Genomic DNA, 25,619 nt, shown 5'->3' on the forward strand with positions numbered 1-25,619 from the left:
GCCTCATTTTGAATGTTAATAATGCATTTTGTTAATCACACCAGTCTTGTCCTACTTGAGTAGGGGTAGAATCGGTAAATACATCTGTACTTCCAACATTGTCTCCGCAGTCTTGACCGCCCATGGTACACTCTGTATCTCCGGTTGCTCCGGATTCTACTGGACCTGATGATATATAACCACCATTAATTATTCGTTGCGATCGCTTTAGGATTCTCGCATCTTCAAACTTTTTGAATAATTTTGATTCAAATTTTCCCATAATATTATAGATTAGATTAATACTTTGTATGACCGAATTTGAGGAACTCAGCAAATAATCAGAGTTTAGTTAGTCAATAATATTTATTGCTGTCTAGAAATTAATTCAAGAAAACTAAATAGGTTGGGATTGGTTTTATTCAAATGTAGGAACAGTTTTTTAGCATTATATTACAAGAGTACTACGCAAAGACACACAGTAAATACGCAAATACCCGCAAATACCGTTTGAAGCAAAAAAAGAGCTGTTACAGGTAGTGGTGGTATGGAAATAGTTAAAAGAAAAAGATAATAAACAAAGAATCCTACAAACCACGTCATGTAGTTTGTAGGATTCGAAAGATAAAATAGTGCTGTTTTTTTAAATAAAAAGTGTTTTAGGTTAAATACCGCTGGCTTTAGTTTACAGTAACTAAAATATTGGTTTCTCGAAATTGCTCAATCATTTCATCGGCAAATAGGATAAATTCTTGTGTTTTGTACTCATTCGGATAATAATAGCTATTAATAAAGGTAGCCGGGGTGTATAAAATCCCGTTGGTATCACACCAATTACGATGGGATTGTAGTAATTGCAACTTGTCCGGACTTGGATTCCCGGATTTGTTTTCCCATTCCGAAATATCCTTTTTGTCAAACCAGTCCTTTAACAGGAGTAAAGCCTGTTTTGGGTTATGAGAATAGGCATCCAATACCGCTAATGCAATTTTGGTCGATAGCATGTCGGGTTTTTCATACGGAACACTAAAAATAAACTGGATCTGGATGTCCGTTCCGTATTTTTCCAATAGCGTGTAATAAGCTTTAAAAGCATCGGTGCAATAGCCGCAGAGAGGATTTGTTACGGCCTGAATCGTAAGAACCGGATTATCGGAACCAAATCGCACATGATGCTGTTGCGGGATACTAGTATTATTGGCCAATTGTTTCTTATATAATAAGGAGGTAAAAAGACCGTAGTTTCGTTTGAATTTAAAGAAATCCATTTCACTTTTCTTTAAAGCGATGTTTTTTTCGATCAGCGCTTTCGTATAGTTTATTCCTAAATGTACCAGTGTTATGCATAATAAGGCTTTGATCCAGTAGGCGGCGTTAAAAGTAAAAGTGAACGGAGCTGTGAAAGCAAAACCCATTTCGAGAACAAGTAGCAAAGCGGTTGCCAAACAAAGGGCGCACCATTCTTTTAAAACGAATGCCTGACTGTATAATGAATACAAAAGGGCCGGTATTGCGGCGAATAAAGCTATCGAAAAAAAAGTCGTATCAAAACCGATAAAAAGCAATACCATCAATTGGGATACAAAAAAGACACCGGTAGCAGTACTAAGTGAAATCAGACCTAAAAAGCGAACTTTGGAATTGATGATGTTGGAACAACTCCCTTTTTCATTTAATGTGTTGCACAAAGTGGTCGTAATCGTATCCCGAATGCCCAGTTCTTCTTTAGTGATCAGCCAGCTTATATAAATGCCGATAATTGCCAACAAACCGATGACTGTTGCTATAAGCGAAAAGGGATAGAGCAGCGTCAGTAGCGTTAAAGCAGCGGCGATTCCTAAAAAGACTAATGTTTGTCTGTTTTTGGTATTTGATGGCGCCGTATTCTTTTCTACAACAATAATCGTCCCGGACCAAATCTTTTTAAAGTCGGCATAGCTATACTGTTGTAGTTTCTTTTCCGTGCTCTTACAGCTAATACGATTTTGGGTTTTATGTACCGAAACAAAAATGCTTTTACCTTCTATATTGATTAAGGTCAGGAAAAACTCAGGAAGTTGTTCCAGTGCTTCAATAGGAACGGTGGCTGCCAGGTTTTCAATACCAAAATAGTCGAATGTATCCGAAACCGACCGAAAGCTAGGGTAATCCTCGTGAGATAATAGTTGAAGATTCAGATCCTCTTTGTTTAAAAAGTGTGAATTTTTGAGTAGAAAATCATTTATAAGGTTTATGAAGGAGGGCATATCGTAATTTTTTGGTAAGAAATGTGAATACTTTTCTCAAAAATCATCATAAAGTGCGTTTGTCCAAAATTTTAAATGTTAATTTTTTTAACTTTTTTGATTATTTATAAACAAAAGTGGTGATAATGTGTGAAATGTTTTCTCGTTGTCGTTTTTAGAAGTCTGAGGATAAATGGTGGTTTGATTTTTTAAATCAGGTGGTTTAAAACGATTGTTGGAATGGAATAAATGCGGTTGTTACGGATCGTTATTAACAAAGAAATGGGAATAAATAAATAGGTTTTAAAAAATCAAAAAATGTAATATTTAAAAAAATCATATACTTTTGCGGAACAAACAGAAGAAGTATGGCAAAGAATTTAGTGATTGTGGAGTCGCCTGCCAAGGCAAAAACGATAGAAAAATTTCTAGGAAAAGACTACCAGGTGGAATCAAGTTACGGACATATAGCGGACTTGCCATCAAAAGAAATCGGTGTGGATATTGATAACAATTTTAAACCGAAATATGAAGTTTCTTCCGATAAAAAAGCGGTAGTTAAAAAACTAAAAGATCTTTCCAAGTCAGCAGAAATTGTTTGGTTGGCTTCCGATGAGGACCGCGAGGGAGAGGCTATTGCATGGCACTTGGCGGAAGAACTAAAATTGGATCAAAGCAAGACAAAACGTATCGTTTTTCACGAAATCACTAAAACAGCTATTCAAAAAGCAATTGAAAACCCGAGAGGTATCAATTATGATCTTGTAAATGCGCAACAGGCGCGACGTGTTCTGGATCGTTTGGTTGGATATGAATTATCGCCGGTTCTTTGGAAAAAAGTAAAAGGCGGTTTATCAGCCGGACGGGTACAATCGGTTTCCGTACGTTTAATAGTTGAACGCGAACGCGAAATTCAGGACTTTAAAGCAGAAGGATCGTATAGTGTTTCGGCCGAATTTGCTAATGAAGCCGGAAAAACATTTAAAGCAAAACTGCCACATAATTTCAAAACGAAACAAGAAGCCGAAAACTTCTTAAAACAAAATATCGGATCGGACTATAAAGTTTCCGATCTGGAAACAAAGCCGACCAAAAAATCACCGGCTGCGCCATTTACCACTTCGACTTTACAACAGGAAGCGGCTCGTAAGCTGTATTTCCCGGTAGGGGTAACGATGATGTTGGCACAACGACTGTATGAAGCCGGATTGATCACTTATATGAGAACGGATAGTGTAAACCTGTCGCAGGAAGCTATGACAGCTGCCGAAGCAGAGATCATCCGTTCCTATGGAAAAGAATTCAGTAAGCCGAGAAACTATGCGACCAAAACAAAAGGAGCGCAGGAAGCACACGAGGCCATCCGTCCTACGGATATGTCGTTGCATTCGGTAAATATCGACCGTGATCAGGCGCGTTTATATGATCTGATCTGGAAACGTACGCTGGCATCGCAAATGAGTGATGCGCAGTTGGAGCGAACCAATGTGAAAATTGTCGCAAGTAACCACAAAGAAGTATTTGGAGCGGTAGGTGAAGTATTGCTTTTTGAAGGTTTCCTAAAAGTATACCTGGAAGGGAATGACGATGAGGAAGAAGAACAGGAAGGAATGCTACCGGCTTTAAAAATCAATGAAAAGTTAACCAATAATTATATTACGGCAACCGAGCGTTTTACGCGTCCGCCGGCACGCTATACCGAAGCATCACTGGTAAAGAAACTGGAAGAGTTAGGTATCGGACGTCCGTCGACGTATGCGCCGACCATTTCGACGATCATCAACAGAAATTATGTTGAAAAAGGAAGTTTTGAAGGTCAGGAACGTAAATATGCCATGTTAACATTGAAAGGTGATAAAATCGCTGATCAGGAATTAAAAGAGAATTTTGGCTCGGATAAAGGGAAATTGGTTCCAACTGACATCGGAATGATCGTAAATGACTTCCTTGTTAAGAATTTTGAAACTATTTTAGATTATAACTTTACAGCCAAAGTAGAGCAGGATTTCGATGAGATCGCTGCCGGAAACGAAGATTGGGCAACCATGATGCGTGTTTTTTACGATCACTTCCATCCAACCGTGAAAAATGTAGAAGAAAATGCCGAAAGAGAATCTGGAGAACGTATTTTGGGTGTCGATCCGAAAACGGGAAAACAAGTAAGTGTTCGTTTGGGTAAATTCGGACCGATGGCACAAATCGGAGATGTGGACGACGAAGAAAAACAATTCGCCAGCTTACGACCGGAACAGAATATTGGAAACATTACATTAGAAGAAGCTTTAAACTTATTTTTATTGCCTAAAAATCTGGGTACCTATAAAGGAGAAGAGGTAGAAGTGAATAATGGTCGTTTTGGACCGTATGTTCGCTTCGGAAGTGTGTTTATTTCTTTGCCAAAAGGAGAAGAACCATTGGATGTTTCATTGGATAGAGCAGTGGAGTTGATCAAAGAAAAAGAACAAGCCGATGCACCGATTGGAACCTATAAAAACGAACCGGTACAAAAAGGAGTGGGGCGTTTCGGGCCGTTTATCAAATGGAATGGAATGTTTATCAATGTAAATAAAAAATACAATTTTGATAACCTGTCTCAGTCGGATATCGTAGCATTGATCGAAGAAAAACTACAAAAAGATATCGATAAAGTAGTTCATAATTGGGAAGAGGAAGGCATCCGTGTTGAAAAAGCACGTTGGGGTCGTTCGGTAATCCTGAAAGGAAAAGTGAAAATCGAACTTTCAAAAGATGTGGATGCGTCGAAGTTGACATTGGATGAGGTGAAGGAGATGATCGAGAAAAAAGCGCCCGCCAAAAAGACGGCTGCCAAGAAAACCACAGCCAAAAAAGCAACCACTAAAAAAGCAACCACAACGGCTAAAAAGAAATAAGAAATGGCATTTGATTATATTCAACCGGTTGATGCCGAATTTTTAGAATTTATTCAGGGATTAAACGTTCAGACCTTAGGTCGGAAAGTGGTCTTTCATACCGAAACGGAATTCCCTAATATAGAGAATGCGGCAATAGCTATTATTGGTGTTGTTGAAAACAGAGGATTTGCCGGTCATAATGATACAATCGAGCTAACCGCGATCCGAAAAGCGTTTTATCAGCTGTTTCCGGGAAACTGGGGCGCAGAAATTATCGATTTAGGGAATGTTGTCGCCGGAAGTTCTTCCGAAGATACCTATTATGTATTGAAAACAGCCGTTGCGCATCTGATTAAGAATAAAGTAATTCCGGTAGTAATCGGCGGTTCTCAGGATCTGACTTATGCCATCTACAGAGCATACGACCAGTTGGAGCAAATGGTAAACCTTGTTGCCATCGACAATCGTTTTGATTTTGGAAAAGAGGAAGAACAATTGGCCGGTCATTCGTATTTAACGAAAATGATCGTTGAAGAACCGAACAACCTCTTTAATTATAGTAATGTAGGGTATCAGACCTATTTTAACTCGCAGGAAGAAATCGACCTGATCGAGAAATTATATTTTGATGCCTATCGATTAGGAGAGATCAGTAATAATTCGACTATTGCAGAGCCGGTTTTTCGCGATGCCGATTTGGTCAGTCTGGATCTGACTTCGGTCAAATCGAGTGCCTCGGGTAACTTTACCCAGTTTATGCCAAATGGTTTTAATGGTAAAGAAATCTGTATTCTTTCCCGTTATGCGGGGATTAGTGATAAGGTGTCTGCTTTTGGTATTTTTAATCATAATAGTACCGAAGCAGAAGCGATGCTGATTGCGCAGATTTTATGGTATTTTGTGGAAGGATATCATTACCGTTCGAAAGAATATCCGTTTGGAAGTCGGGAGGAGTATTCCCGCTATATTGTGCCGTTGGAAGACGAAGAATTGATTTTCTATAAAAGCGATAAAACGGACAGATGGTGGATAGAAATACCCTTTTTAACAAGTTTTAACAATAAATTAAAAAGAAACACGTTATTACCTTGCACATATGAGGATTATTTGGGCGCAACAAACCATGAAATCCCCGAAAGATGGTGGAAGGCGCAACGTAAAAATATGGTTTAATTAACGTGTTCGTAACGTTGAATGTTTAAAAAACGTTTATTTAAACCCTAAATTGTGTTTTATTGTTTTTTTTAAGTTTTTTTTAATAAAATTTTTGTTTTTTAGAAAATAAATAAATAGGTTTACGCCCTTAAAAATATAAATACTATTAACCCAAATTTATATGAAGAAGTTCATTGCATTAACAGCTGTTGTATCCTTATTTTTCAGCTGTGGTTCTAACGACAGAGGTGAGCTAGTAGGAGTTAAAGGAAAGAAATGGCATCCGGAAAAGCCGTATGGTATGACTTTGGTTCCTGGTGGCGCTTTTATCATGGGTAAGTCTGATGATGATTTAGCCAACGTTCAGGACGCACCGACAAAAACGGTAACAGTTCGTTCCTTTTACATGGATGAGACGGAGATTACGAATAGTGAGTATCGTCAGTTTGTCGAATGGGTAAAAGATTCTACAATCCGTGTTCGTTTAGCTATCTTGGCTGATGAGCAGGGTATGAAGCCAGGTTCTGGAGGAAATAAAGGTGGAAGTATTGGAGATTTCGCTTTTAGTGACCAGGATCCTGCAAAAATGTCTGCATACGACAAATACATGTATGAGAATTATTACAGTGTAGGAACTGATGAAGATCCTTATGCTGGAAGACGTCTTAACAAAAAAGTAAAGTTACATAAAGACCCGCAAAAATACCCGGATGAGTATTATGTTGAGGTTATGGATTCTTTGTATTTGCCTGCAAGCGAGTCGTATAACGGTTTGAGAACTTTCGATGTTTCGAAGTTGAAATTCCGTTACACCTGGATGGATATTCAGGCGGCTGCTAAAGATAAAAGCACTACAAGTAGCAGATCTAAAAGAAGTAAATTTATCAAAACTGAAAATCAGTTAATCTATCCGGATACTACCGTTTGGATTAAAGACTTCGCGTATTCGTATAACGAACCAATGCACAATGACTATTTCTGGCACCAGGCTTATGGGGATTATCCTGTAGTTGGAGTTAGCTGGAAACAAGCGAAAGCATTTTGTGCTTGGAGAACGTTAAACAAAAACTCCTACATCAAAAAGAAAAAAGGAAGAGATCAGGTGAATTCATTCCGTTTGCCAACTGAGGCAGAATGGGAATATGCTGCCAGAGGTGGTTTAGAATCTGCAACTTTCCCTTGGGGTGGACCTTATGCACACAATGACAGAGGATGTTATTTGGCAAACTTCAAACCAAGCCGTGGAGATTATGCAGCAGACGGTGCGCTTTACACTGTTGAAGCTAAATCATACGAGCCAAACGATTTCAACTTGTACAACATGTCTGGTAACGTAGCCGAGTGGACTGATTCATCTTACGATGCAGCTGCTTATGACTATGTGTCGACAATGAATCCAAATGTTCCGGATGCTAAAAACCAACGTAAAGTAGTTCGTGGTGGATCTTGGAAAGATGTTTCTTACTATTTACAGGTAGGTACACGTAACTTCGAATATGCAGATACTGCTAGAAGTTATATCGGATTCAGAACGGTACAGGATTACATGGGAGCACAAGCTACCGGAAACAGACCGAACTAAAATTCACAAAATAATTCAACTTAACTCAATTTTAAAATTTAACCAATTTTTATTTATAATTAACTTAACTAACTAAAATTTTATTTTATTATGGCACTACCTAAAAAAGTTATGAATTTTGCCTATGGTATGGGGGCAGCAGTTGTAATCGTTGGAGCTTTATTCAAAATTATGCACTGGCCAGGTGCGAGCCCGATGCTTATTATTGGTCTTGGAGTTGAGGCTTTCATCTTCGCATTATCAGCTTTCGATCCAGTTGAAAAAGAATTAGATTGGTCTTTAGTTTACCCTGAATTAGCAGGTGGAGAAGCTAAAAAGAGAGATGTGAAAAAAGCGGAAAACCCAACTGAAGCGCAAGGATTATTATCTCAGAAATTAGACAACATGTTAAAAGAAGCTAAAATTGACGGTGAGTTAATGTCAAGCTTAGGTAACAGCATCAAAAACTTCGAAGCTGCTGCTAAAGGAATTGCTCCAACTGTTGATTCAGTTGCTTCTACTAAAAAATATGCTGAAGAGATGTCATTAGCTGCGGCTCAAATGGAATCATTAAACAGCATGTACAAAGTACAATTAGAAAGTGCTACTCGTAATGCAGAGATCAACAAAGAAGTTGCAGAAAACAACTTGAAATTAAAAGATCAAATGCAATCATTGACTGCAAACTTATCTTCATTAAACAACGTTTACGGCGGAATGCTTTCTGCAATGAGCAACAGAAACTAATTAGTTGCATTATTTATTAATCTTTAAAACTAATTAGAAAGAAATGGCAGGAGGAAAATTAACCCCTAGACAGAAGATGATTAACCTGATGTACCTGGTTTTCATCGCAATGTTGGCATTAAACATGTCAAAAGAAGTATTATCCGCTTTTGGTTTGATGAACGAAAAATTCGAAACAGCTAATACAGCTGCTACAGAAACGAATTCACTTACATTAGGCGCGTTAGGTACTAAAGCTGCTGATAACCCGACTCAATTCGGAGAAGCTAAAAAGAAAGCGGATCAGGTAGCGGTTATTACTAAAAATTTCTATGATTACATCGGAAAATTAAAAGCTGATGCAACTGCAGGAGTTGAAAAAAACAAAGACGGAAAACTTCCTTACGAAGCTATGGATAAAGGTGACAAAATCGACGAAGGTTGGTTTAGTGGTGACGGATATTCTGCTAAAGGAAAAGAAATCTCAAGTACTATCGATAAGTACAGAGCAGATATGAAAGCGATTATCGGAAACGATGCAAAATACAAAGCTATTGTTGCTGAAATCGATTCTAAATTCAATACTGCTGATGTAAAAGACGGAGAAGGTGTAACTAAAAAATATTTAGATTATAACTACAAAGGATTCCCGTCAATCGCTTCTTTAACGAAGTTATCGGCTATGCAGAATGACGTAAAAGTTATCGAAGCAGAACTTTACAACGCATTTTTAGGAAACACTGCAATGGCAGCGGCTTCTATGAAAAATTACAAAGCGTTCGTAATGATGGACAAATCAGCGTTCTTCCAGGGAGAGCAAGTTACAGGACGAGTAGTATTAGGTCGTTATGACGAATCTACTGTGCCAAAAGCGGTTTCTGTAAACGGAGCTTCTACAACAATCGAAAACGGATCTGCAGTATTCAAAATGGCTGCTGGAAGCGTTGGAGATAAAGATATTAAAGGTAAATTTACCTTTATGGAAGACAACAAACCAGTTGAAATCGAAATTGCAGGAAACTATGTAGTAGTTCCTAAGCCAAACCAGGCTATCGTTTCTGCTGATAAAATGAAAGTTGTTTACCGTGGTGTTCCGAATCCAATTTCGGTTTCTGTACCAGGTATCTCTTCTGATAAAGTAAAAGCGTCTGCTCCAGGTATGGCTGCAGCTGGAAAACCAGGTCAGTACAACCTTACACCAGGTGCTGGAAGTGATGTAACAATCAACGTTACAGCTACTATGCCTGACGGAAAATCATTCAGCAGTAAAGAAGTATTCCGTATTAAAGGATTACCTTCTCCAACTGGAAAAATCCGTGGTGAAGTTGCTGCTAAAGGAGCTAAATCTAACTTAGAGGTTTGTACAATCTCTGCTGAATTAGAAGATTTCGACTTCCCTGTTACTGTAAACGTAACACAATTTAACATCAGAGTACCAGGTCAGCCAACTATCGTGGTTTCCGGAAACAAAATGGATGCACGTGCTAAGGCAGCAATTGCTAAAGCTAGCAGAGGTGATATCGTTGTTATCTCTGAGATCAAAGCTAAATTCGTTGGTTTAGATCAAATGCCAAAAAGAGTTGCACCTTGTACATTTGAAGTACAATAAAAACGACCAAGTTTGAGTTTATAATTACTTAAATAGTATATAAAGAATAAAAAATGAATTGGAGAAATTTTTCATTAGTAATTGCATTTACTTTTAGCTCAATTGCAACTTTTGCACAGTCTAATCTTTTAAATGCAAAAACCCCGGCTGAGATCGGTAAAAAAACCGCAGCACAGTTAAATGCAGATAACGACAAGCCGCTACCTTACGGATATGTGGATGATCGTGATGTATTAATGGGAAAAAAGATTTGGGAAATTATCGACCTTGATGAAAGAGTTAACTTCCCATTGTATTACCCTATTGAAGGGAACTTAGGTCCGGATAGAAAACCATTATATGATGTGTTGGTAGAAGGAATTAAGTCAGGTAAGCTTACTGAAATCTATGATGATAGTTATTTTACAACTAAAAAATCATTAAAAGATATCGAAGCCTCCCTATTCAGAATCGATACAACTGATGCCGGTAAAGAGCAGTACAACAGCTTCACGGCAAAACAGAAAAAAGCTGGTGCTAAAATTTCTGAAGAGTATATCAACAAAACAGAAATCGCAGCAGTTCACGTATCCGATTATAAAGTTGTAGGATACTGGTATTTCGATACCCGTCAGGGAGAATTAAAATACCGTATTTTAGGAATTTGCCCAATTGTTCCGGACGTGTATACAATGGACAAAGAGGAGAAAGAATACATTGATTTGTTCTGGGTTTACTTCCCATCGGCAAGAGATGTATTACACAGTAGCAAAGCCTTTAACGATAAAAACTCGGCAATGCCAATTACGTTCGACCACCTGTTAAATTCAAGACGCTTTAGCGGTGTGATTTACAGAGAAGAAAACGTTTATGGAGACAGACAAATTGACGAGTACGTAAAAGAAAATGCACAGATGCAATTATTGGAATCAGAACGTGTAAAAGAAAAAATCCGCAATTTCGAACAGGATATGTGGAATTACTAAAAAATAATTTCTCCAATTTCATAAAAACTCTTACCCAACCGGTAAGAGTTTTTTATTTTTGTAGTATGGTAGATTATTTGATTGTTGGTTCCGGAATTGCCGGTATTTGTTTCGCAGAAACGCTATTGCAAAACGGAAAAACCTTTAGGGTATTGGAAGATAATTCCACATCGTCGTCGCGAGTGGCGGGAGGATTGTATAATCCGGTTATTTTAAAACGTTTTAGCCAGGTTTGGATGGCCACTGAGCAATTGGACTACGGCTTGCCTTTTTATGCGGCTATCGCCAAAAGAATCGGTGCGGAATTTGATTTTAAAATACCGATCTACCGGAAGTTTGCTTCCATAGAAGAACAGAACAATTGGTTTCATGCGGCCGATAAACCGAATCTGGCACCATATCTGTCAGCCGATATAATTCATCGGAAATACCAATCGATTACGTCCGATTTCGGTTTTGGAGAAGTACGTATGACGGGTTATGTCGACACGGCTGTATTGTTGAATTCCTATAATCGTTATCTCGAAGAAAACGAGCTGTTGCTTAAAACACACTTCGATCATTCGAAATTGGTAACCCATGACGATTTTGTACAATATGAGACATTATCCGCGCGACATATTGTTTTTGCGGAAGGTTTCGGGATGATTCACAATCCGTTTTTTAATCATCTGCCATTAGATGGAACCAAAGGCGAATTATTGGTCATTAAAGCACCGGACTTAAACCTGGATGTGGTTTTAAAATCCAGTATTTTTATCCTTCCTATCGGTAACGATTTATTTAAAGTAGGCGCAACGTATAATTGGGATGATAAAACCGATTTGCCAACCGAAGCCGGGAAACAGGAATTAGTGGAAGAACTCAAAACACTGATCGATTGCGAATTCGAAATTGTCGATCATTTTGCCGGTGTACGACCAACAGTAAAAGACCGGCGCCCGCTTATTGGAACGCATCATGTCTATCCTAATGTACACCTGTTAAACGGACTCGGAACCCGCGGTGTAATGTTAGGGCCATTTCTGGCGGATAAACTCTTTGAATCGATCGAAAAGAAAACGGCATTAGATGCTCAGATCGACATCAAACGTTTTTATAAAAAATTAGGAATCCGTTTGGATTCCTAAGCTTATACCGTGTCGTTTTTATCGATATGTTGTTTCCAGTTTTTGTCGTAATGCACAAAAATGTTGATCCAGATGTTTCGGGACAAACGCATAATCACCGGCATAAAAACGATTAGAGTTGCAATAATGGCTATAAATGCGGTTTTAAGACTGGTTCCCAGAAAAATATGGGAAATAACAAATGCCGCTACTCCAAAAGCAATACCAACACCATAACTCACATACATCGCACCGTAAAAGAAAGACGGTTCGATCTTATAATAGGTTCCGCAATGACTGCATTTTTCGTGCATGGTAAAAACATGACTCAGTTTATACGGATTTTTCTCTACATACATGTTTTCTTCCTGGCATTTTGGGCAACTACCCGTTAAAATGCTGTTGAGTTTGCTTCCTTTTTTAAACATTTGTAAAAATTTTAGTAAAGGTACGTCTTTAAAAAATTACCTTTGTAGCCTTTGTAACAAAATTATGCTAAATATACACAATTTATCGGTTTCTTTCGGGGGAACGTACCTGTTCGAGGAAGTTACTTTCCGACTGGGAGCGGGTGATCGCGTTGGGCTTGTTGGAAAGAACGGAGCCGGAAAATCGACCATGCTCAAAATCCTATCGCGGGAATTAGGCCCCGATTCAGGAAGTATAGCTACAGAAAAAGAAGTAAAACTTGGTTTTCTAAAACAGGACATCGACTTTGTAAAAGGAAGAACCGTTCTGGAGGAAGCCTATCAGGCTTTTGAGGATATAAAAAACGCAGAGCTAAAGATGGAAGAAATCAACCATCAGTTAGTGACGCGTACCGATTATGAAAGTGAAAGCTATTCGGAACTTATCGAACAATTAAGCGATGTAACACATCATTACGAAATATTAGGCGGTTATAACTATGTGGGCGATACGGAAAAAGTATTGTTGGGATTGGGTTTTAAACGCGACGATTTTGATCAGCTAACGGATACCTTTTCCGGTGGATGGCGGATGCGTATCGAATTGGCCAAATTATTATTGCAAACAAACGACATATTATTACTGGATGAGCCTACGAACCACTTGGATATCGAGAGTATCATCTGGTTGGAAAGTTTCCTGCGAAACTTCCCGGGTGTAGTCGTTATTGTTTCGCACGATAAAATGTTTTTGGATAATGTAACCAATCGTACCATTGAAATTTCATTAGGGAAAATATACGACTTCAGTAAGCCTTATTCGGAATACCTGATTCAACGTCAGGAAATCCGTGAAAAGCAGTTGGCTACGCAAAAAAATCAGGCTAAAAAGATTGAAGAAACGGAAAAACTAATTGAAAAATTCCGGGCCAAAGCCTCAAAAGCTTCGATGGCGCAATCGTTGATCAAAAAGCTGGATAAGGTAGAACGCATCGAAGTCGACGAAGATGATAACTCGGTAATGAGTATTTCATTTCCGGTATCCGTTACACCGGGTCGTGTAGTGGTTGAAGCCGAGCACGTGACCAAAAGTTACGATGAGAAAACCATCTTAAAAGAGATTTCGTTATTGGTCGAGCGTGGTAGTAAAATCGCATTTGTCGGACAAAACGGTCAGGGGAAATCGACTTTTATTAAAGCGATTGTAAATGAATTCGAATACGAAGGAACCATCAAACTCGGACATAACGTACAATTGGGGTATTTTGCGCAAAATCAGGCCGAATATCTGGATGGCGAGAAAACCCTTCTGGATACCATGATCGAAGCGGCAACGGACAGCAATCGTTCGAAAGTACGCGATATGTTGGGCGCCTTTTTATTCCGCGGCGATGATGTCGAGAAAAAAGTAAAAGTACTGTCAGGAGGAGAACGCAACCGATTGGCGCTTTGTAAGCTGTTATTACAACCGATTAACGTGTTGGTAATGGATGAGCCGACGAACCACCTTGATATCAAGTCTAAAAACGTTTTAAAGGCCGCTTTACAGAAATTCGAAGGAACGCTGTTACTGGTATCCCACGACCGTGATTTCTTACAGGGAATGGCGAATATCGTTTATGAATTCAAAGATCAGAAGATACGGGAATACTTGGGTGATATTAATTTCTTCTTAGAACAGCGTAATGTACAAAACATGCGTGATGTAGAGAAGAAAGACGTTGTCAAAGAAACGGTGGTACAAAAAGACAATAAAGCCCTTTCGTATGAAGAGCAAAAGAAACAAAAAGCCCTTCAGAACAAGCTGAGTAAAATTGAAAGTCAGGTTCAGGAACTGGAAAAAGAAATCCGAAAAGACGATAAAGCGCTGGCAGAACACTACGAAAAACTAATGCAGGATGCGTCTTTTTTTACAGCCTATGAAAAGAAGAAAAAAGAATTAGAACAACTTTTGGAAGAATGGGAAAATGTTCAGGAAGAAATAGAAAGCAATAGCTAGAAATAGAAAAAGAGTGGTTTATAGCCGCTCTTTTTTATTTAAACGGATTGCGTTCCTGCCAAAGGGTTTCCGGTTCCAGTGAACGGAATAATTTTGAAATATAACGGTTAATAAAAGCATTTTCGTGCTGAATATAACCGAACATTTCCTGCGGTTTTGCACCTACCGAACTCTTGATTTCAAGAGCTGTACGGGCAAAAACAATCTTCTTATAGCCTTTGTTTACCGAATAGCCAACCATATCGTAAAGCATATTCAGATACAGCATCTTTTCCCGTTGGTGTTCGTCATCATATCCCAGAAAATACGTGTCGATGGTTGAGCCGTTTTTTATCAGTGTATTAAAACCGATCAGTTTATTATCCAGAAAATAACCGTAAAATAAAAACCGATCACCCAATAATTTCTTGAGCTTAAAAAAATGATTTTCGGCCAGGAAAAAAGTATTAAAAGGCGCATTACGCGCTACATTCTGATACAAACAATGAATGGTGTCGGAATGCTTTTGGATGTCATCCAGACTAAACTTTTGTTTCACAATGTCTGTTGCCTTTTTTCGCGCTCTTTTGTATTGATCCCGGTATTTTTTTGTTAGTGCCTCTACATAATCCGTTTCGTGATGCCAGTTTTCCGGGATGTTAAAAAGCATATTGGGTTGAGTGGTAAACCGGTAAAATGAAGCAAATTCGGGAATCGCAAAAGAAGCGGTATCGTATTCGGAAAAATCCTTAAAAACGGTCAAATGGATCTTTGTTTTTTGTTTTCGGAAGTGTTCCTTTAATGCTTTTGTAGCCTGTAATAATAGTGTAATGGCTTGCGACGGTTCCATTTTTTCGTTTAAAACAAAAGCATTCTGACCGGTAAGCATGTTGTTTCCGATAAAGAGCACATGCGCACTAAAGTTTCGGAACACAAAATTGCGGGCCGATGTTTTAAAACAGTTATCCCTTTCGCCAAACGATTCGACTTTGTTTAAATCCAAAAACTGCGATAAGGCAATTCCGCATAATTCGTCTTGTTGGTATAGGCCGATATAATGACAAACCATATTGGCAGGAGCCGATTTTTCCAGAACGGTACTATACGCTTTGCTAAGAAAAATATTAGAAACAGCGATATCGTCCCAATTTTCGGGGAGTTCGCTGGCAGTAGTATAAATTTTATAGGTAAAGTCTGTTATCACAAAAAATGAATCGCTCCACAAATGTAGAGCGATTAGTATATAAATAAGTGTTAAAAGATAAAATTTTCTATTTCATAGCACAAATTATTCCTCCCATAATCATACAGCTAACGACCCAGAAACCACCGGCAATCAGTGTATATTTCCAGGATCTGCGTTCAAAAAGGGCGCCGGTTCCTACCACTGGTAAGGCAAAAAATAAGCCGGCAAAAAAGCCGTGTAACATTCCGTGTTTAAAAGTGCGGAAAGCATCCCCGTAATCGGTCATAAAGGCTTGGTACGATGGTTTGGCTACTGAAGGATCGCCGCCTATCATTCCTAAAGCTCCGAATTGGTGAATCGTTAGCATCTGAAGGATAAAAGAAATAAAGAAAGCATAGACAATAGCCATTCCGAATATAACAGCCATATTGCCTGTTTTTACTTGCTCTTCTGTTAAATGGGCTTCTTTCATCCAAATAGTACCGAAAACTTTCGGATTATACCATATAAATCCAACTACCAAAGTAGATAATGCGGCTAATAGTAGCGCTAAAAAGTTAATTTCCATAATTTTTTGTTTTTTGTTGTATAAATGTATAAAAATTAACAGTGTCTTTTTGTTTTTTATTTTAAATCATTTTTTCTACTGAAAATAGAATATTTTAATTGCTTTTCAAGTATTCTGTGAATTCAAAAAATAGCATACGCAAACCCACTCAAAAAATAATAAATAATAAATTTAAATTATTGATTTTTAGTGTTTTATGATTTTTTTTATTCTTGTGTATAGCTGCGTAGTCGATTTTTTCTTTCGTTGTTTTTTTTGCGGTTACTTTGCCTTGTGAATGATTCAGAAATTGACGGGAATACAAATATTAAAGTCGATTTCAGATGCTTTTAAAGCGTTAAAAATAGTCACAATCTTTATTTAAGATTTGTGTCCGATTGAAGAGAAAATGTCCTTGATTAAGGATCAATTATTAGCTTAATTATTTTTTCATAATTACTTAAAAATAAAGTTTTTTGGGGTTAAACAGTTGTTAATGAGACACCCGTTGTATTCTTGGAATTGATTGGGGGAGTTAGTTTTAAAGATTAGGGTGTCTCTTAACTATTTAAGCTCATTTTGCTAATGATTAGGAATATAGTTTAGTAGTTTTTATAAATTATTTGAATAAAGTTTTTTGGGGTTAAACAGTTGTTAGAGAGATATTCCATTACATCCTGAAAATTAATTGGGGGAGTTAGTTTTAAAGGTAGGATGTCTCTCAACTGTTTTAAGTCGGGAAGTCACTTTTTTTAAAAAAAATATAGCATAATTGTTTATATCAATTATTTAAGATAAAGTTTTTTGGGGTTAAACAGTTGTTAAAGAGGCATCCTTTATAGTCTTAAAATTAATTGGGGGGTTAGTTTTAAGACAGGATGTCTCTTAACTATTTTAGTTTACAATGATTTTGATCTGTCAAAAATATAGGTATACCATAGCTGATTGCCTCTTCTGCTTTCGGAAGGATTTCTTGAATGCTATTGCGAAGCTGTTTCAGCAGTGTCTGCGTTTTTTCAGGAAAGCTATTAATATAATGATCAATTTCTGATGTCGTTTTAATAATCAAAACTTTAAAAGAAAGGATTATAACGTTACAATTCTTTTACAGAAACCTATATTCAACAGCCATTTTAATGAGCTCCGCGACATTTTTAGCACCAAATTTTTGAAGAAGATTACGACGATGGGTTTCAACGGTAAGCGGACTTACAAATAATTCATCGGCTATGGTAACGGTGGTTGCACCATTAGCGATTTTTTGTAAGATCTGTTTTTCTCTTTTTGTCAATACAGGAATGGCTTTCCATTCGTTTTGGGATGGTTTCATCATGATCTCCTTTGCCTCTTTGCTAAAAGCCAATTTCCCTTCTAAAGCTTCCGAAATACAGTTTAGCAACTCATTGGCATCAGCATTTTTCAGTACATAACCACCAGCTCCGTTTTGAAGTAGCTGCATCATAATACTTCGTTCCGCCTGATTACTCAGCCCTAAAATAACCGTTTCAGGTGTTTTTTTCTTAATGATTTTACAAAGTTCAATCCCGTGGTAGTCGGGAAGCATAATGTCGAGTAATACAATATCCACTTGATTATTTTCCAGAAAATCGAGAAATGACTGGCCATTAGTAAAACTAACGGCAGTAATGCGGGAATCGCTTTTTAATAGCGTCTTTAGACCTTCGATCACAATTGGATGATCATCTACAATGGCCAGAATAATTTTTGAAGAGTCAGACATGTAATTCGATGTTTATTGTGGTTCCTTCGCCAGGAGCCGAATGAAGTTCAACCGTTCCGTTTAGATATTTTGCCCGATTTTGAATATTGGTAACTCCAATTCCTTTTTTCTGTTCCAGAATACTTTTGTCAAAACCGGTACCATCGTCTTCTACTGTGATAAAGAACGTTTTTTCATTTTGACTGCATTGTACCATAATGTTTCCGGCATTTGCGTGGCGAATGGCATTGGATAGTGCTTCCTGAATAATACGATAAATAATTACCTGAGTGGCGATTTCCATTTCGGGATCAATATTAAAAGACTCGTAACTGATGGAGCTATCCTGAGATTCGAGAGATTCACATAGGTCTTTTAAGGCTGTTTCCAAGCCAAATCGAAGCAATGTTTCCGGCATCATATTACGGGCAATACGACGCAATTCGGTAACAGCATTGTCGAGTTGACCGATGATTTTTTGAATTTCTACCGGATTCGGATTTTTTTTAGTATCGCTCATTTCACCGGATAGTTTTATTTTGATTCCGGCAAGCATTCCCCCTAAGCCGTCATGAAGGTCACGGGCTACTCTTCGACGTTCCCGTTCTTCGCCTTCCAACATGGCTTCTGTCGTGGATAAAAGTTGTTGTTGATGTAACTCTTTTAACTGTTGCTGGTGATTGATTTCTTTTTGTTCCGATAGTTTTTTCTGATTCCGATAGAAAGCAAAAGCTAATACGGCAATCGCCAGAAAAAATAAGGCTGATGCACCGAGCAAACTGCTAAAAAGTCGGTTGTTACTGGCTGCGAGGTCTGCTTCTTTTTTATCGGTTTCCAAAGCTGTGATTTTTTTCTGGTTTTCAGCATTTTGAAATTGGACTTCCAGTTCGTTGATTTTTTCTTTGAGTTTACTGTTATTAATACTGTCGCTTAGCTGACTGTACTTTGTTTGCCATTGATAGGCTTCTTTCAGATTCCCCATTTTTTCATTAACAGAGGCCAATTGGGTATAAAACATTTTCCGATTGTTTACTTCGGTCGCCAGATTCCCCTCTTTTAAAAGCTTTAATAAAAGATCCCGGGCATTTTTATATTCTTCCAATTGCAGGTAAATATCATACTTTCTGAAAGTAAGCATTTGGAGTAAGGTGGATTGGTTTAGGCTTTGAGCGAGAACAATTCCTTTATCGAGACTTTTAATAGCGTTGTTAAAGTAGCCTTTCGAAATAAGATACAAGCCTTCGTTATAGTAATAATAGGGGTACTGTGTCGATTCTTTATGCGGTTCCAAAATGACTTTGGCCTTATCCAACATTATTTTGGCGGTTTCATTATCGCCTTTATAAATAAAATTACTCACCGCACCGAGGTAGGCAAGCATGAGTTCGGAAGATCCCGGCTTATTTTTTTCGAGTAAACCGATTGCTTTTTTGTTATAGGCTTCCGCTTTGTCAAACTGAGCATTATACATAAAAAGGGTTCCCAGTTGCGAATAATAATGCGCCATTTTTTCGGATTTACCAGACTGTTGCGCCAGTGGAATTGATTTGTTTAATAGGATGTCGATTACAAATGAATCTCCTTTTTTGTTACGTTGAAGAATAGCATAGTTGTACCAGGCTGCAGCTGCAGTTTCATAACTGGCGGCTGTGCGGAATACTGTTAGTTTTTGAGTGGCTTTGCGTAGTGATAATTGTGCTTTTTCCGGATTGATTGCCGAAAGATGTTGTCCTTCATAAAAAAAATACAAAGCATTTAGATAGGAATTCTTAGCGGCCAGTTGTTTGCCTTTGGTCAGGAACATCCGACTTTTAACGGTGTCTTTGGCTCGCCAGTAATCGGAAAGCAAAAAACTGGCATTGGCTTTAATACTATCGACGGATCTGGAATAAACAATCTGATGAAGACTATCGGCATAGGTTTTTTCATTAACGGGTAATAACTGTTGTGCCGTAACGGAAAATAAAAAACCGTGTAGTATAAAGAATAGCCATAATAGTCTACGGGGAACTAGGAACCGTTGCATGGAATATATTAATTTTTTCGGATGATAAAATAAGAATTTTCCTCTAAAAACATTCTTTTTAAAGATATAAAATCCTTCAAAGATTGGAAAAACATCGCAAAAAGCCATGCAAAGGGAATAAAATACTGGAAAACCATTAGAAAAAAATACTCATTTTCTGCGATTGTTGCTGTTTTGGCAGGAATCTAACTTTGCTTCAGTAAAAGATTATAACCATTTAGACATTTTATATTATGAGAAAGAAGATTTTAACGACGTTAGTATTGACCATGGCCTTCGGATTAATTTCTACATCGTGTAGCAGCGATGGAGACGGTTCTGGTAATGCAACAGGAGGAAGTAGCAAAATGGTACGTTATAAAGCAATTGCGTCCGATAATGCAAAAATTGATGTTATTGCCTATACCAATGCACAAGGGGATATGACAACCCATACGGATATAAATGCAACTACATGGGAAAGTCCGGAAATCAGCATGCCGGCATCGGTACAAGCGATTTCGTTTGGAGGATCGGCTACTGTAGCGACACAGGGAGAAACAGGGACACTTAAAGTACAAATCATTGTTAATGGAGAAGTGGTAAAAGAAAACATATCAACCGGATCGGTTATGTCGGCTTCAACAACTTTGTATTAATTTAAAAGTATAAAGAATTTACAATAAGTATGTAATGACAACCGGGTTTCGTAATACTAGGCGATCCCGGTTTACGAATTTCCATATCGTTGTTTTTAGAATAACTAATGTAAAACTGCTTTAAAAGCGTTTCAGTTATTTTGCCTGATTTAAACAAACGAGTAGGTTTCTAATACTTATAGATACGACTTAAATAACAAAATAACCTGCCAGATTTATTATTTTCTGACAGGTTATTTTTATTGTATAAAAATGTTTTACAAGATTTTTAAATAGTAGTATTTACTGTTTTTCGACAGTGAAAAGTACATGAGGACTGTCTCCTTTATCGATATGTCCGGTTAATCGAAGTCCATTGTATGTTCTGTATATCGAAGGTCGGGTACTGTTATAACTCAAATTACCATAGTTGATTTCTTTAAAATCAACCAATACATTATTGGTATATGCCCATGACCATGGGACATAAGTTCCAAAGCTGATATCTTGTTTGCCATGTTTATAAGTTAGCTCATTGTATACTCCGGTAGCACTCTGAGACTTATGTTGTGCCAGAATTACGGCGTACTTATGAGCTGGAATTACGGATGGTTGCTTAGAGAAAAAACTACTGCCGTACCATGAACTTCGGTCTTTATAAACTAAGTTCTTGTCACTTTTGTTATGAATTATGATTTTAGCGGTTAGACCTGTTCCGTAAGCCTTTTTTAATCCGTCAACCATTTTACGGGCAGATTCATAATCGCTAGTGATATAGTCTGATGTATTAAGAGAATTGTTTAGATTGGATAAAGTACTAATGGTAAACTCTGCATAATGAGGTCCGTAGGAAAGTGGTGTGATTTTTCCGGAGATTTCAAGATTACCCAGTCGTTTCGTCATAGTAGGTCTGCTATGGTAGTTTAATTCTACATTATTGAATTCCGAAAAATTCACCAGCACATTACTACTTCTACAACTCATACCTAAATGCCACTGGGGCAAATAGGAGCCAAAACATGTCGTAATATTCTCATATTGATAAACGGATTCGTTGTATACACCTGTTTGTAAAGCATTTATGGTTCCGGAATAAATAATAGCATATTTTTTTGGAGGAATAGTGTAAGGAGCAGTATTTATAAAAAAACTATTTCCCCATGCTATTTGTTTTTTGAAAATTAAATCTTTGTCTGTATTGTTGTAGACGATGGAATATAGGCTCCAAAGATTAAAAAAATCAAGCTCAGAACATATTTTAAAAGCCTCTTGTTTTGAGTTGGTTATATGAATTTTTTCATTGGCATAATTCGACATAAAAGATAAACTGGATTTGGCAGTAGAGACGGCCAATTTTGAAGTCGAAATAGGTTCGTTTTGTTCTTGTAAAAAATCGTCTTCCTGACAATTTACAAACAATAGTAAAGATAAAAGTGTAGATACTAGTAATAATTTACGAATCATGATGATACTATTTAAGTTAATATACGTTTTGTTGTCAATAGCAAAAGTGATAAATCCTCTATGTCGGGCTTTTGAAGGAGATTTTATCTGTGATTGTATGTGCATTGACCAAGAATAATTCAGTTGAATTTGAACTATTGCTTTATTCTTTAGTCTGAATGCTTTTCGGGAAAGATTTTCGGGTGTTCTTGTGCAAAATATATATCAAGGAGAGATAGTACTACGATAGTAAACTTGTAAACATCAAGCATAAATCAAAGATACATCTAAGGATATTGAATCGCAATGCGACGACTTTAATTTACGTTTTCTAGGGCTGATTTGACTACTTGTAGGGAAATAGTTTAAATGTCCCATTTTGAGTATGTTGTATTTTTAGAAAAGTTATGTATTTTCGTTTATGACACATAGAATTATCCGATTATGAAAACACGATTGCTGCTGCTGTTTCTGGTTGTAAGTGGACTATCTTGCCAAAATACGGATAAAACCAGTATGGATAAAGAGTCAGAAAAGACCGAAATGACATTTGATAAAGAACGGTGGCGTGTAACCAGCGATGAAGCGTATGCCTATAGAGATAAAATGGTTAACGATCTGATCAATAATAAGAAGTTGAAAAAACTGAAAAAGAAAGCAATTCTGGAACTATTGGGTACGCCGGATCGCACAGATAGTGGTTATTTGTTTTATACCATTCGTCAAAAACGGATGTTTATCCTGCCATTACAAACCAAATCAATGGTTATAAAACTGAAGGAAAATGACAGTGTTGAATGGATAAAAATGCACGAATAGCAAAAAAATGGTAGATTATATACTAAAATAAAGAATGATGCAATTAGAAATAAGGAAAGAAGATAAAAATGATTTTGAAGCGGTTTTTAAGCTCATTGAAAATGCTTTTGAAAATGTTGTATTTAGTGATCACCGGGAACAGTTTTTGGTGGAACGCTTGCGGAATTCGGATGCTTTCGTACCGGAGTTGTCTATTGTTGGAGTGTTAGAAGGTAAAATTGTAGGGTATATTTTACTGACGAAAATAGTGATCAAAGCCAATAATGGAGTCGAAACCGAATCGTTGGCATTGGCGCCTGTGGCTGTTTTACAGGATTTCCAGAAAAAAGGAGTCGGAGGTCAGCTGATTCGGGCGGCACATGACAAAGCCCGTACAATGGGTTTTGGTTCGGTTATTTTATTGGGACATGAAAAGTATTATCCAAAGTTTGGTTATCAAATGACAAGTCAATATGGAATACGATTGCCTTTTGATGTTCCTGAAGAAAACTGTATGCTGATTGAATTGATTCCCGGAGCACTAAAAGAAGTGTCGGGAGTTGTGGTGTATCCAAAAGCATTTTTTGAGTAATAATGCGTAAGTTGTTTGTTTCGAATTAAGGTTAAAATTATCTATGGTTTCGATTTTTTGGATCCAATGGTATAGTGACTGTCTTTTCGATATCCAGTATCGTCCCGTTTTCTGACTGTTGATTGTAGAATACCAATTTGTCTTCGTATGGTGCTACAAAATTGTAAATGGGGGGAATTAGCACCTTATTAGTACTCGATAAAAGACCTCATTTTCCACCTTTTATATCCAATGTCCTTTATCATTGATTACTTTCCGGGCTTTAAAAACTTTTCTCTTTTTAGAGCTTCAGTTTTAGAAGTAAAGAAGTCACATAAATTACCTTCCAAGGCCTAAATTTTATAGTAAACCCTTTTGTCGCAAGGGAATTGTGGGACTTAAATTAGAAGTAAAGCCTGTGTACGTTTTATTAAACTTTTCGGAGTAAAGAATATAAACAACAAATTCTGCCATATCTAAAGTGTTATAAATAAAAAAGCCCCTATAAAATATAGGGGCTTCCTGAGTAGCGGGAACAGGACTCGAACCTTTGTCCGCCGTGGCGGATATGAACCTGAACGAGCTACCTATTGCTCTATTCCGTGCTGTGTGTTAGTATTCTCAGGCTGTTTCCTTAGTAGGGGAAAGGGGACAGATTTAAATTAAAAAAGCCCCTGTAAAAATATAGGAGTTTCCTGAGTAGGGGGAACAGGACTCGAATCTTTGTCCGCGGCGGCGGATATGAACCTGAACGAGCTGCCTATTGCTCTATTCCGTGCTGTGTGTTAGTATTCTCAGGCTGTTTCTTTTAGGGGAAAGGGGTAGGCTTAAATCAAAAAAGCCCCATCAAAATGTTGATGGGGCTTCCTGAGTAGCGGGAACAGGACTCGAACCTGTGACCTTCGGGTTATGAGCCCGACGAGCTGCCTACTGCTCTATCCCGCGATGTGCGTTTGTATTCTCAGTATGTTTTCTTAGTAGCGGGAACAGGACTCGAACCTGTGACCTTCGGGTTATGAGCCCGACGAGCTGCCTACTGCTCTATCCCGCGATGTTTCGAGTGCAAAACTACAACGAATATTTGGATTGACAAGACTTTTTTTAAAAAAAATAAAAATTCGACTCTTATTCGCCTGATATGCCTACCTTTGTAGGCTAAAATTTTTACTATGGCACACAAAGCAGGTTTTGTTAACATCATCGGGAATCCCAATGTCGGTAAATCGACATTGATGAATGCCTTTGTTGGCGAACGCTTATCTATTATAACTTCTAAAGCACAAACCACCCGTCACCGTATTCTGGGAATTGTAAACGGAGACGATTTTCAAATCCTGTTTTCCGATACACCGGGAATCATCAAACCGGCGTATGAATTACAGTCGTCGATGATGGATTTTGTAAAATCCGCTTTCGAAGATGCCGACGTACTGGTATATATGGTCGAAATAGGAGAGAAGGAATTAAAAGACGAAGCGTTCTTTAATAAGATCATCCACGCCAAAATCCCGGTATTGTTGTTGTTAAACAAAATCGACAAATCCAACCAGGAACAACTGGAAGAGCAGGTAAACCTTTGGAAAGAAAAAGTGCCGAATGCCGAGATTTTTCCAATTTCAGCTCTTGAAAATTTTAATGTGAGTACCGTATTCGACAGAATTATCGAATTATTACCGGAATCGCCGGCCTATTATCCGAAAGATGCGTTAACCGATAAACCGGAACGTTTCTTTGTAAACGAAACCATCCGTGAAAAAATTCTGTTGCATTACGAGAAAGAAATTCCGTATTCCGTAGAAATCGAAACGGAAGAATTTAAAGAAGACGATGATATCATCCGAATCCGGGCCGTAATCATGGTTGAACGCGATACGCAAAAAGGAATCATCATCGGACATAAAGGTGCTGCGATCAAAAAAGTTGGAATCGAAGCCCGACAAGACCTTGAGAAATTCTTTGGAAAGAAAATTCATATCGAAATGTTCGTAAAAGTTAACAAAGACTGGCGAAACAGCAGTTATCAGTTACGTCGTTTCGGATATAACAATAAATAAAAATACCAAAATAGAAACAGTGTTGTAGTTAGGATAAGGCCGCTACAATTAAAATAATGTACTTTTGCAA

Annotated in this window: 20 protein-coding genes and 2 tRNA genes; 12 read left to right on the forward strand and 10 right to left on the reverse strand. The window is 37.7% G+C overall.

From position 1 onward, the window contains the following. Positions 1-31 precede the first annotated feature (31 nt). Positions 32-262, reverse strand: a complete 231-nt coding sequence (locus AAFN64_RS02850) for a hypothetical protein (protein ID WP_347759223.1) — start codon at positions 260-262, stop codon at positions 32-34. A gap of 397 nt (positions 263-659) precedes the next feature. Continuing rightward, on the reverse strand, positions 660-2,225 hold the full coding sequence (locus AAFN64_RS02855) for a vitamin K epoxide reductase family protein (protein ID WP_347759224.1): 1,566 nt from the start codon (positions 2,223-2,225) through the stop codon (positions 660-662). A gap of 347 nt (positions 2,226-2,572) precedes the next feature. Between AAFN64_RS02855 and topA the strand changes: the two genes are divergently transcribed. The 7 genes from topA (at position 2,573) to AAFN64_RS02890 (ending at position 12,223) form a co-directional block, all read left to right on the forward strand. Then, positions 2,573-5,095, forward strand: coding sequence for a type I DNA topoisomerase (gene topA / locus AAFN64_RS02860; RefSeq protein WP_347759225.1), 2,523 nt, complete (start codon positions 2,573-2,575; stop codon positions 5,093-5,095). Positions 5,096-5,098: 3 nt separating this feature from the next. Beyond that, positions 5,099-6,250 (forward strand): formimidoylglutamase, encoded by a 1,152-nt coding sequence (locus AAFN64_RS02865; protein WP_300486465.1) that lies wholly within the window; start codon positions 5,099-5,101, stop codon positions 6,248-6,250. A gap of 163 nt (positions 6,251-6,413) precedes the next feature. Continuing rightward, positions 6,414-7,814 (forward strand): gliding motility lipoprotein GldK, encoded by a 1,401-nt coding sequence (gldK, locus tag AAFN64_RS02870; RefSeq protein WP_300486467.1) that lies wholly within the window; start codon positions 6,414-6,416, stop codon positions 7,812-7,814. An 87-nt stretch (positions 7,815-7,901) separates the two neighbouring features. Continuing rightward, positions 7,902-8,540 carry a gliding motility protein GldL gene (gldL, locus tag AAFN64_RS02875; protein ID WP_256553045.1) on the forward strand — a complete coding sequence of 213 codons (639 nt, stop codon included), beginning with the start codon at positions 7,902-7,904 and terminating at the stop codon, positions 8,538-8,540. 43 nt (positions 8,541-8,583) lie between these two features. Continuing rightward, complete coding sequence (gldM, locus tag AAFN64_RS02880; protein WP_347759226.1) at positions 8,584-10,128, forward strand: gliding motility protein GldM; 1,545 nt, start codon at positions 8,584-8,586, stop codon at positions 10,126-10,128. 53 nt (positions 10,129-10,181) lie between these two features. Further along, positions 10,182-11,093, forward strand: coding sequence for a gliding motility protein GldN (gene gldN, locus AAFN64_RS02885; protein WP_300486471.1), 912 nt, complete (start codon positions 10,182-10,184; stop codon positions 11,091-11,093). 65 nt (positions 11,094-11,158) lie between these two features. Beyond that, the gene (locus tag AAFN64_RS02890; protein ID WP_347759227.1) at positions 11,159-12,223 is read left to right on the forward strand and encodes an FAD-dependent oxidoreductase; all 1,065 of its coding nucleotides are present in this window, start codon (positions 11,159-11,161) and stop codon (positions 12,221-12,223) included. Positions 12,224-12,225: 2 nt separating this feature from the next. On the opposite strand, the gene AAFN64_RS02895 is transcribed toward AAFN64_RS02890, so the two are convergent. Next, complete coding sequence (locus tag AAFN64_RS02895; RefSeq protein ID WP_347759228.1) at positions 12,226-12,630, reverse strand: DUF983 domain-containing protein; 405 nt, start codon at positions 12,628-12,630, stop codon at positions 12,226-12,228. 64 nt (positions 12,631-12,694) lie between these two features. On the opposite strand from AAFN64_RS02895, the gene AAFN64_RS02900 reads away from it, so the two are divergent. Next, positions 12,695-14,608, forward strand: coding sequence for an ABC-F family ATP-binding cassette domain-containing protein (locus AAFN64_RS02900; RefSeq protein ID WP_347759229.1), 1,914 nt, complete (start codon positions 12,695-12,697; stop codon positions 14,606-14,608). 34 nt (positions 14,609-14,642) lie between these two features. On the opposite strand, the gene AAFN64_RS02905 is transcribed toward AAFN64_RS02900, so the two are convergent. The 4 genes from AAFN64_RS02905 to AAFN64_RS02920 all read right to left on the reverse strand — a co-directional run bounded on the left by AAFN64_RS02905 (position 14,643) and on the right by AAFN64_RS02920 (position 20,066). Beyond that, on the reverse strand, positions 14,643-15,791 hold the full coding sequence (locus AAFN64_RS02905) for an 8-amino-7-oxononanoate synthase (RefSeq protein ID WP_347759230.1): 1,149 nt from the start codon (positions 15,789-15,791) through the stop codon (positions 14,643-14,645). A gap of 67 nt (positions 15,792-15,858) precedes the next feature. Then, on the reverse strand, positions 15,859-16,341 hold the full coding sequence (locus tag AAFN64_RS02910; RefSeq protein ID WP_300486481.1) for a DUF1761 domain-containing protein: 483 nt from the start codon (positions 16,339-16,341) through the stop codon (positions 15,859-15,861). A 1,084-nt stretch (positions 16,342-17,425) separates the two neighbouring features. Then, positions 17,426-18,061 (reverse strand): response regulator transcription factor, encoded by a 636-nt coding sequence (locus tag AAFN64_RS02915; protein WP_300486484.1) that lies wholly within the window; start codon positions 18,059-18,061, stop codon positions 17,426-17,428. Next, a complete protein-coding gene (locus tag AAFN64_RS02920) occupies positions 18,054-20,066 on the reverse strand; it encodes a sensor histidine kinase (RefSeq protein WP_347759231.1) in 2,013 nt (670 codons plus the stop codon). The genes AAFN64_RS02915 and AAFN64_RS02920 overlap by 8 nt, the downstream gene beginning before the upstream one ends. Positions 20,067-20,299: 233 nt before the next feature. On the opposite strand from AAFN64_RS02920, the gene AAFN64_RS02925 reads away from it, so the two are divergent. Continuing rightward, positions 20,300-20,704, forward strand: a complete 405-nt coding sequence (locus AAFN64_RS02925) for a hypothetical protein (protein WP_300486490.1) — start codon at positions 20,300-20,302, stop codon at positions 20,702-20,704. Between the two features lie 282 nt (positions 20,705-20,986). Here AAFN64_RS02925 and AAFN64_RS02930 read toward each other — a convergent pair whose 3' ends face one another. Further along, complete coding sequence (locus tag AAFN64_RS02930; protein WP_347759232.1) at positions 20,987-22,252, reverse strand: hypothetical protein; 1,266 nt, start codon at positions 22,250-22,252, stop codon at positions 20,987-20,989. A 318-nt stretch (positions 22,253-22,570) separates the two neighbouring features. On the opposite strand from AAFN64_RS02930, the gene AAFN64_RS02935 reads away from it, so the two are divergent. Both AAFN64_RS02935 and AAFN64_RS02940 read left to right on the forward strand, forming a co-directional pair. Further along, complete coding sequence (locus tag AAFN64_RS02935; RefSeq protein WP_347759233.1) at positions 22,571-22,945, forward strand: hypothetical protein; 375 nt, start codon at positions 22,571-22,573, stop codon at positions 22,943-22,945. A 37-nt stretch (positions 22,946-22,982) separates the two neighbouring features. Beyond that, entirely contained in the window at positions 22,983-23,516 is a 534-nt protein-coding gene (locus AAFN64_RS02940; RefSeq protein ID WP_300486510.1) for an N-acetyltransferase, read from the forward strand. A gap of 851 nt (positions 23,517-24,367) precedes the next feature. Here the strand turns inward: AAFN64_RS02940 and AAFN64_RS02945 are convergent. Then, positions 24,368-24,440 (reverse strand) — tRNA-Met (locus AAFN64_RS02945). Positions 24,441-24,473: 33 nt separating this feature from the next. Next, a tRNA-Met gene (locus AAFN64_RS02950) sits at positions 24,474-24,546 on the reverse strand. Positions 24,547-24,664: 118 nt separating this feature from the next. Here AAFN64_RS02950 and era point away from each other — a divergent pair. After that, positions 24,665-25,549 (forward strand): GTPase Era, encoded by an 885-nt coding sequence (gene era, locus AAFN64_RS02955; RefSeq protein ID WP_300487943.1) that lies wholly within the window; start codon positions 24,665-24,667, stop codon positions 25,547-25,549. Positions 25,550-25,619 lie beyond the last annotated feature (70 nt).

The organism is Flavobacterium sp. CAU 1735 (genome assembly GCF_039888695.1).
In the GTDB taxonomy this organism is placed as follows: domain Bacteria; phylum Bacteroidota; class Bacteroidia; order Flavobacteriales; family Flavobacteriaceae; genus Flavobacterium.

What these genes read in the sequence shown, in the direction of transcription:
- AAFN64_RS02855 (WP_347759224.1), bottom strand. Translation starts at nt 2,225, where the DNA reads ATGCCCTCCTTCATAAACCTTATAAATGATTTTCTACTCAAAAATTCA.
- AAFN64_RS02850 (WP_347759223.1), bottom strand. Translation starts at nt 262, where the DNA reads ATGGGAAAATTTGAATCAAAATTATTCAAAAAGTTTGAAGATGCGAGA.
- AAFN64_RS02920 (WP_347759231.1), bottom strand. Translation starts at nt 20,066, where the DNA reads ATGCAACGGTTCCTAGTTCCCCGTAGACTATTATGGCTATTCTTTATA.
- topA (WP_347759225.1), top strand. Translation starts at nt 2,573, where the DNA reads ATGGCAAAGAATTTAGTGATTGTGGAGTCGCCTGCCAAGGCAAAAACG.
- AAFN64_RS02940 (WP_300486510.1), top strand. Translation starts at nt 22,983, where the DNA reads ATGCAATTAGAAATAAGGAAAGAAGATAAAAATGATTTTGAAGCGGTT.
- AAFN64_RS02865 (WP_300486465.1), top strand. Translation starts at nt 5,099, where the DNA reads ATGGCATTTGATTATATTCAACCGGTTGATGCCGAATTTTTAGAATTT.
- gldM (WP_347759226.1), top strand. Translation starts at nt 8,584, where the DNA reads ATGGCAGGAGGAAAATTAACCCCTAGACAGAAGATGATTAACCTGATG.
- AAFN64_RS02910 (WP_300486481.1), bottom strand. Translation starts at nt 16,341, where the DNA reads ATGGAAATTAACTTTTTAGCGCTACTATTAGCCGCATTATCTACTTTG.
- AAFN64_RS02900 (WP_347759229.1), top strand. Translation starts at nt 12,695, where the DNA reads ATGCTAAATATACACAATTTATCGGTTTCTTTCGGGGGAACGTACCTG.
- gldK (WP_300486467.1), top strand. Translation starts at nt 6,414, where the DNA reads ATGAAGAAGTTCATTGCATTAACAGCTGTTGTATCCTTATTTTTCAGC.
- AAFN64_RS02935 (WP_347759233.1), top strand. Translation starts at nt 22,571, where the DNA reads ATGAAAACACGATTGCTGCTGCTGTTTCTGGTTGTAAGTGGACTATCT.
- AAFN64_RS02925 (WP_300486490.1), top strand. Translation starts at nt 20,300, where the DNA reads ATGAGAAAGAAGATTTTAACGACGTTAGTATTGACCATGGCCTTCGGA.
- gldN (WP_300486471.1), top strand. Translation starts at nt 10,182, where the DNA reads ATGAATTGGAGAAATTTTTCATTAGTAATTGCATTTACTTTTAGCTCA.
- AAFN64_RS02930 (WP_347759232.1), bottom strand. Translation starts at nt 22,252, where the DNA reads ATGCACATACAATCACAGATAAAATCTCCTTCAAAAGCCCGACATAGA.
- AAFN64_RS02890 (WP_347759227.1), top strand. Translation starts at nt 11,159, where the DNA reads ATGGTAGATTATTTGATTGTTGGTTCCGGAATTGCCGGTATTTGTTTC.
- era (WP_300487943.1), top strand. Translation starts at nt 24,665, where the DNA reads ATGGCACACAAAGCAGGTTTTGTTAACATCATCGGGAATCCCAATGTC.
- AAFN64_RS02895 (WP_347759228.1), bottom strand. Translation starts at nt 12,630, where the DNA reads ATGTTTAAAAAAGGAAGCAAACTCAACAGCATTTTAACGGGTAGTTGC.
- AAFN64_RS02915 (WP_300486484.1), bottom strand. Translation starts at nt 18,061, where the DNA reads ATGTCTGACTCTTCAAAAATTATTCTGGCCATTGTAGATGATCATCCA.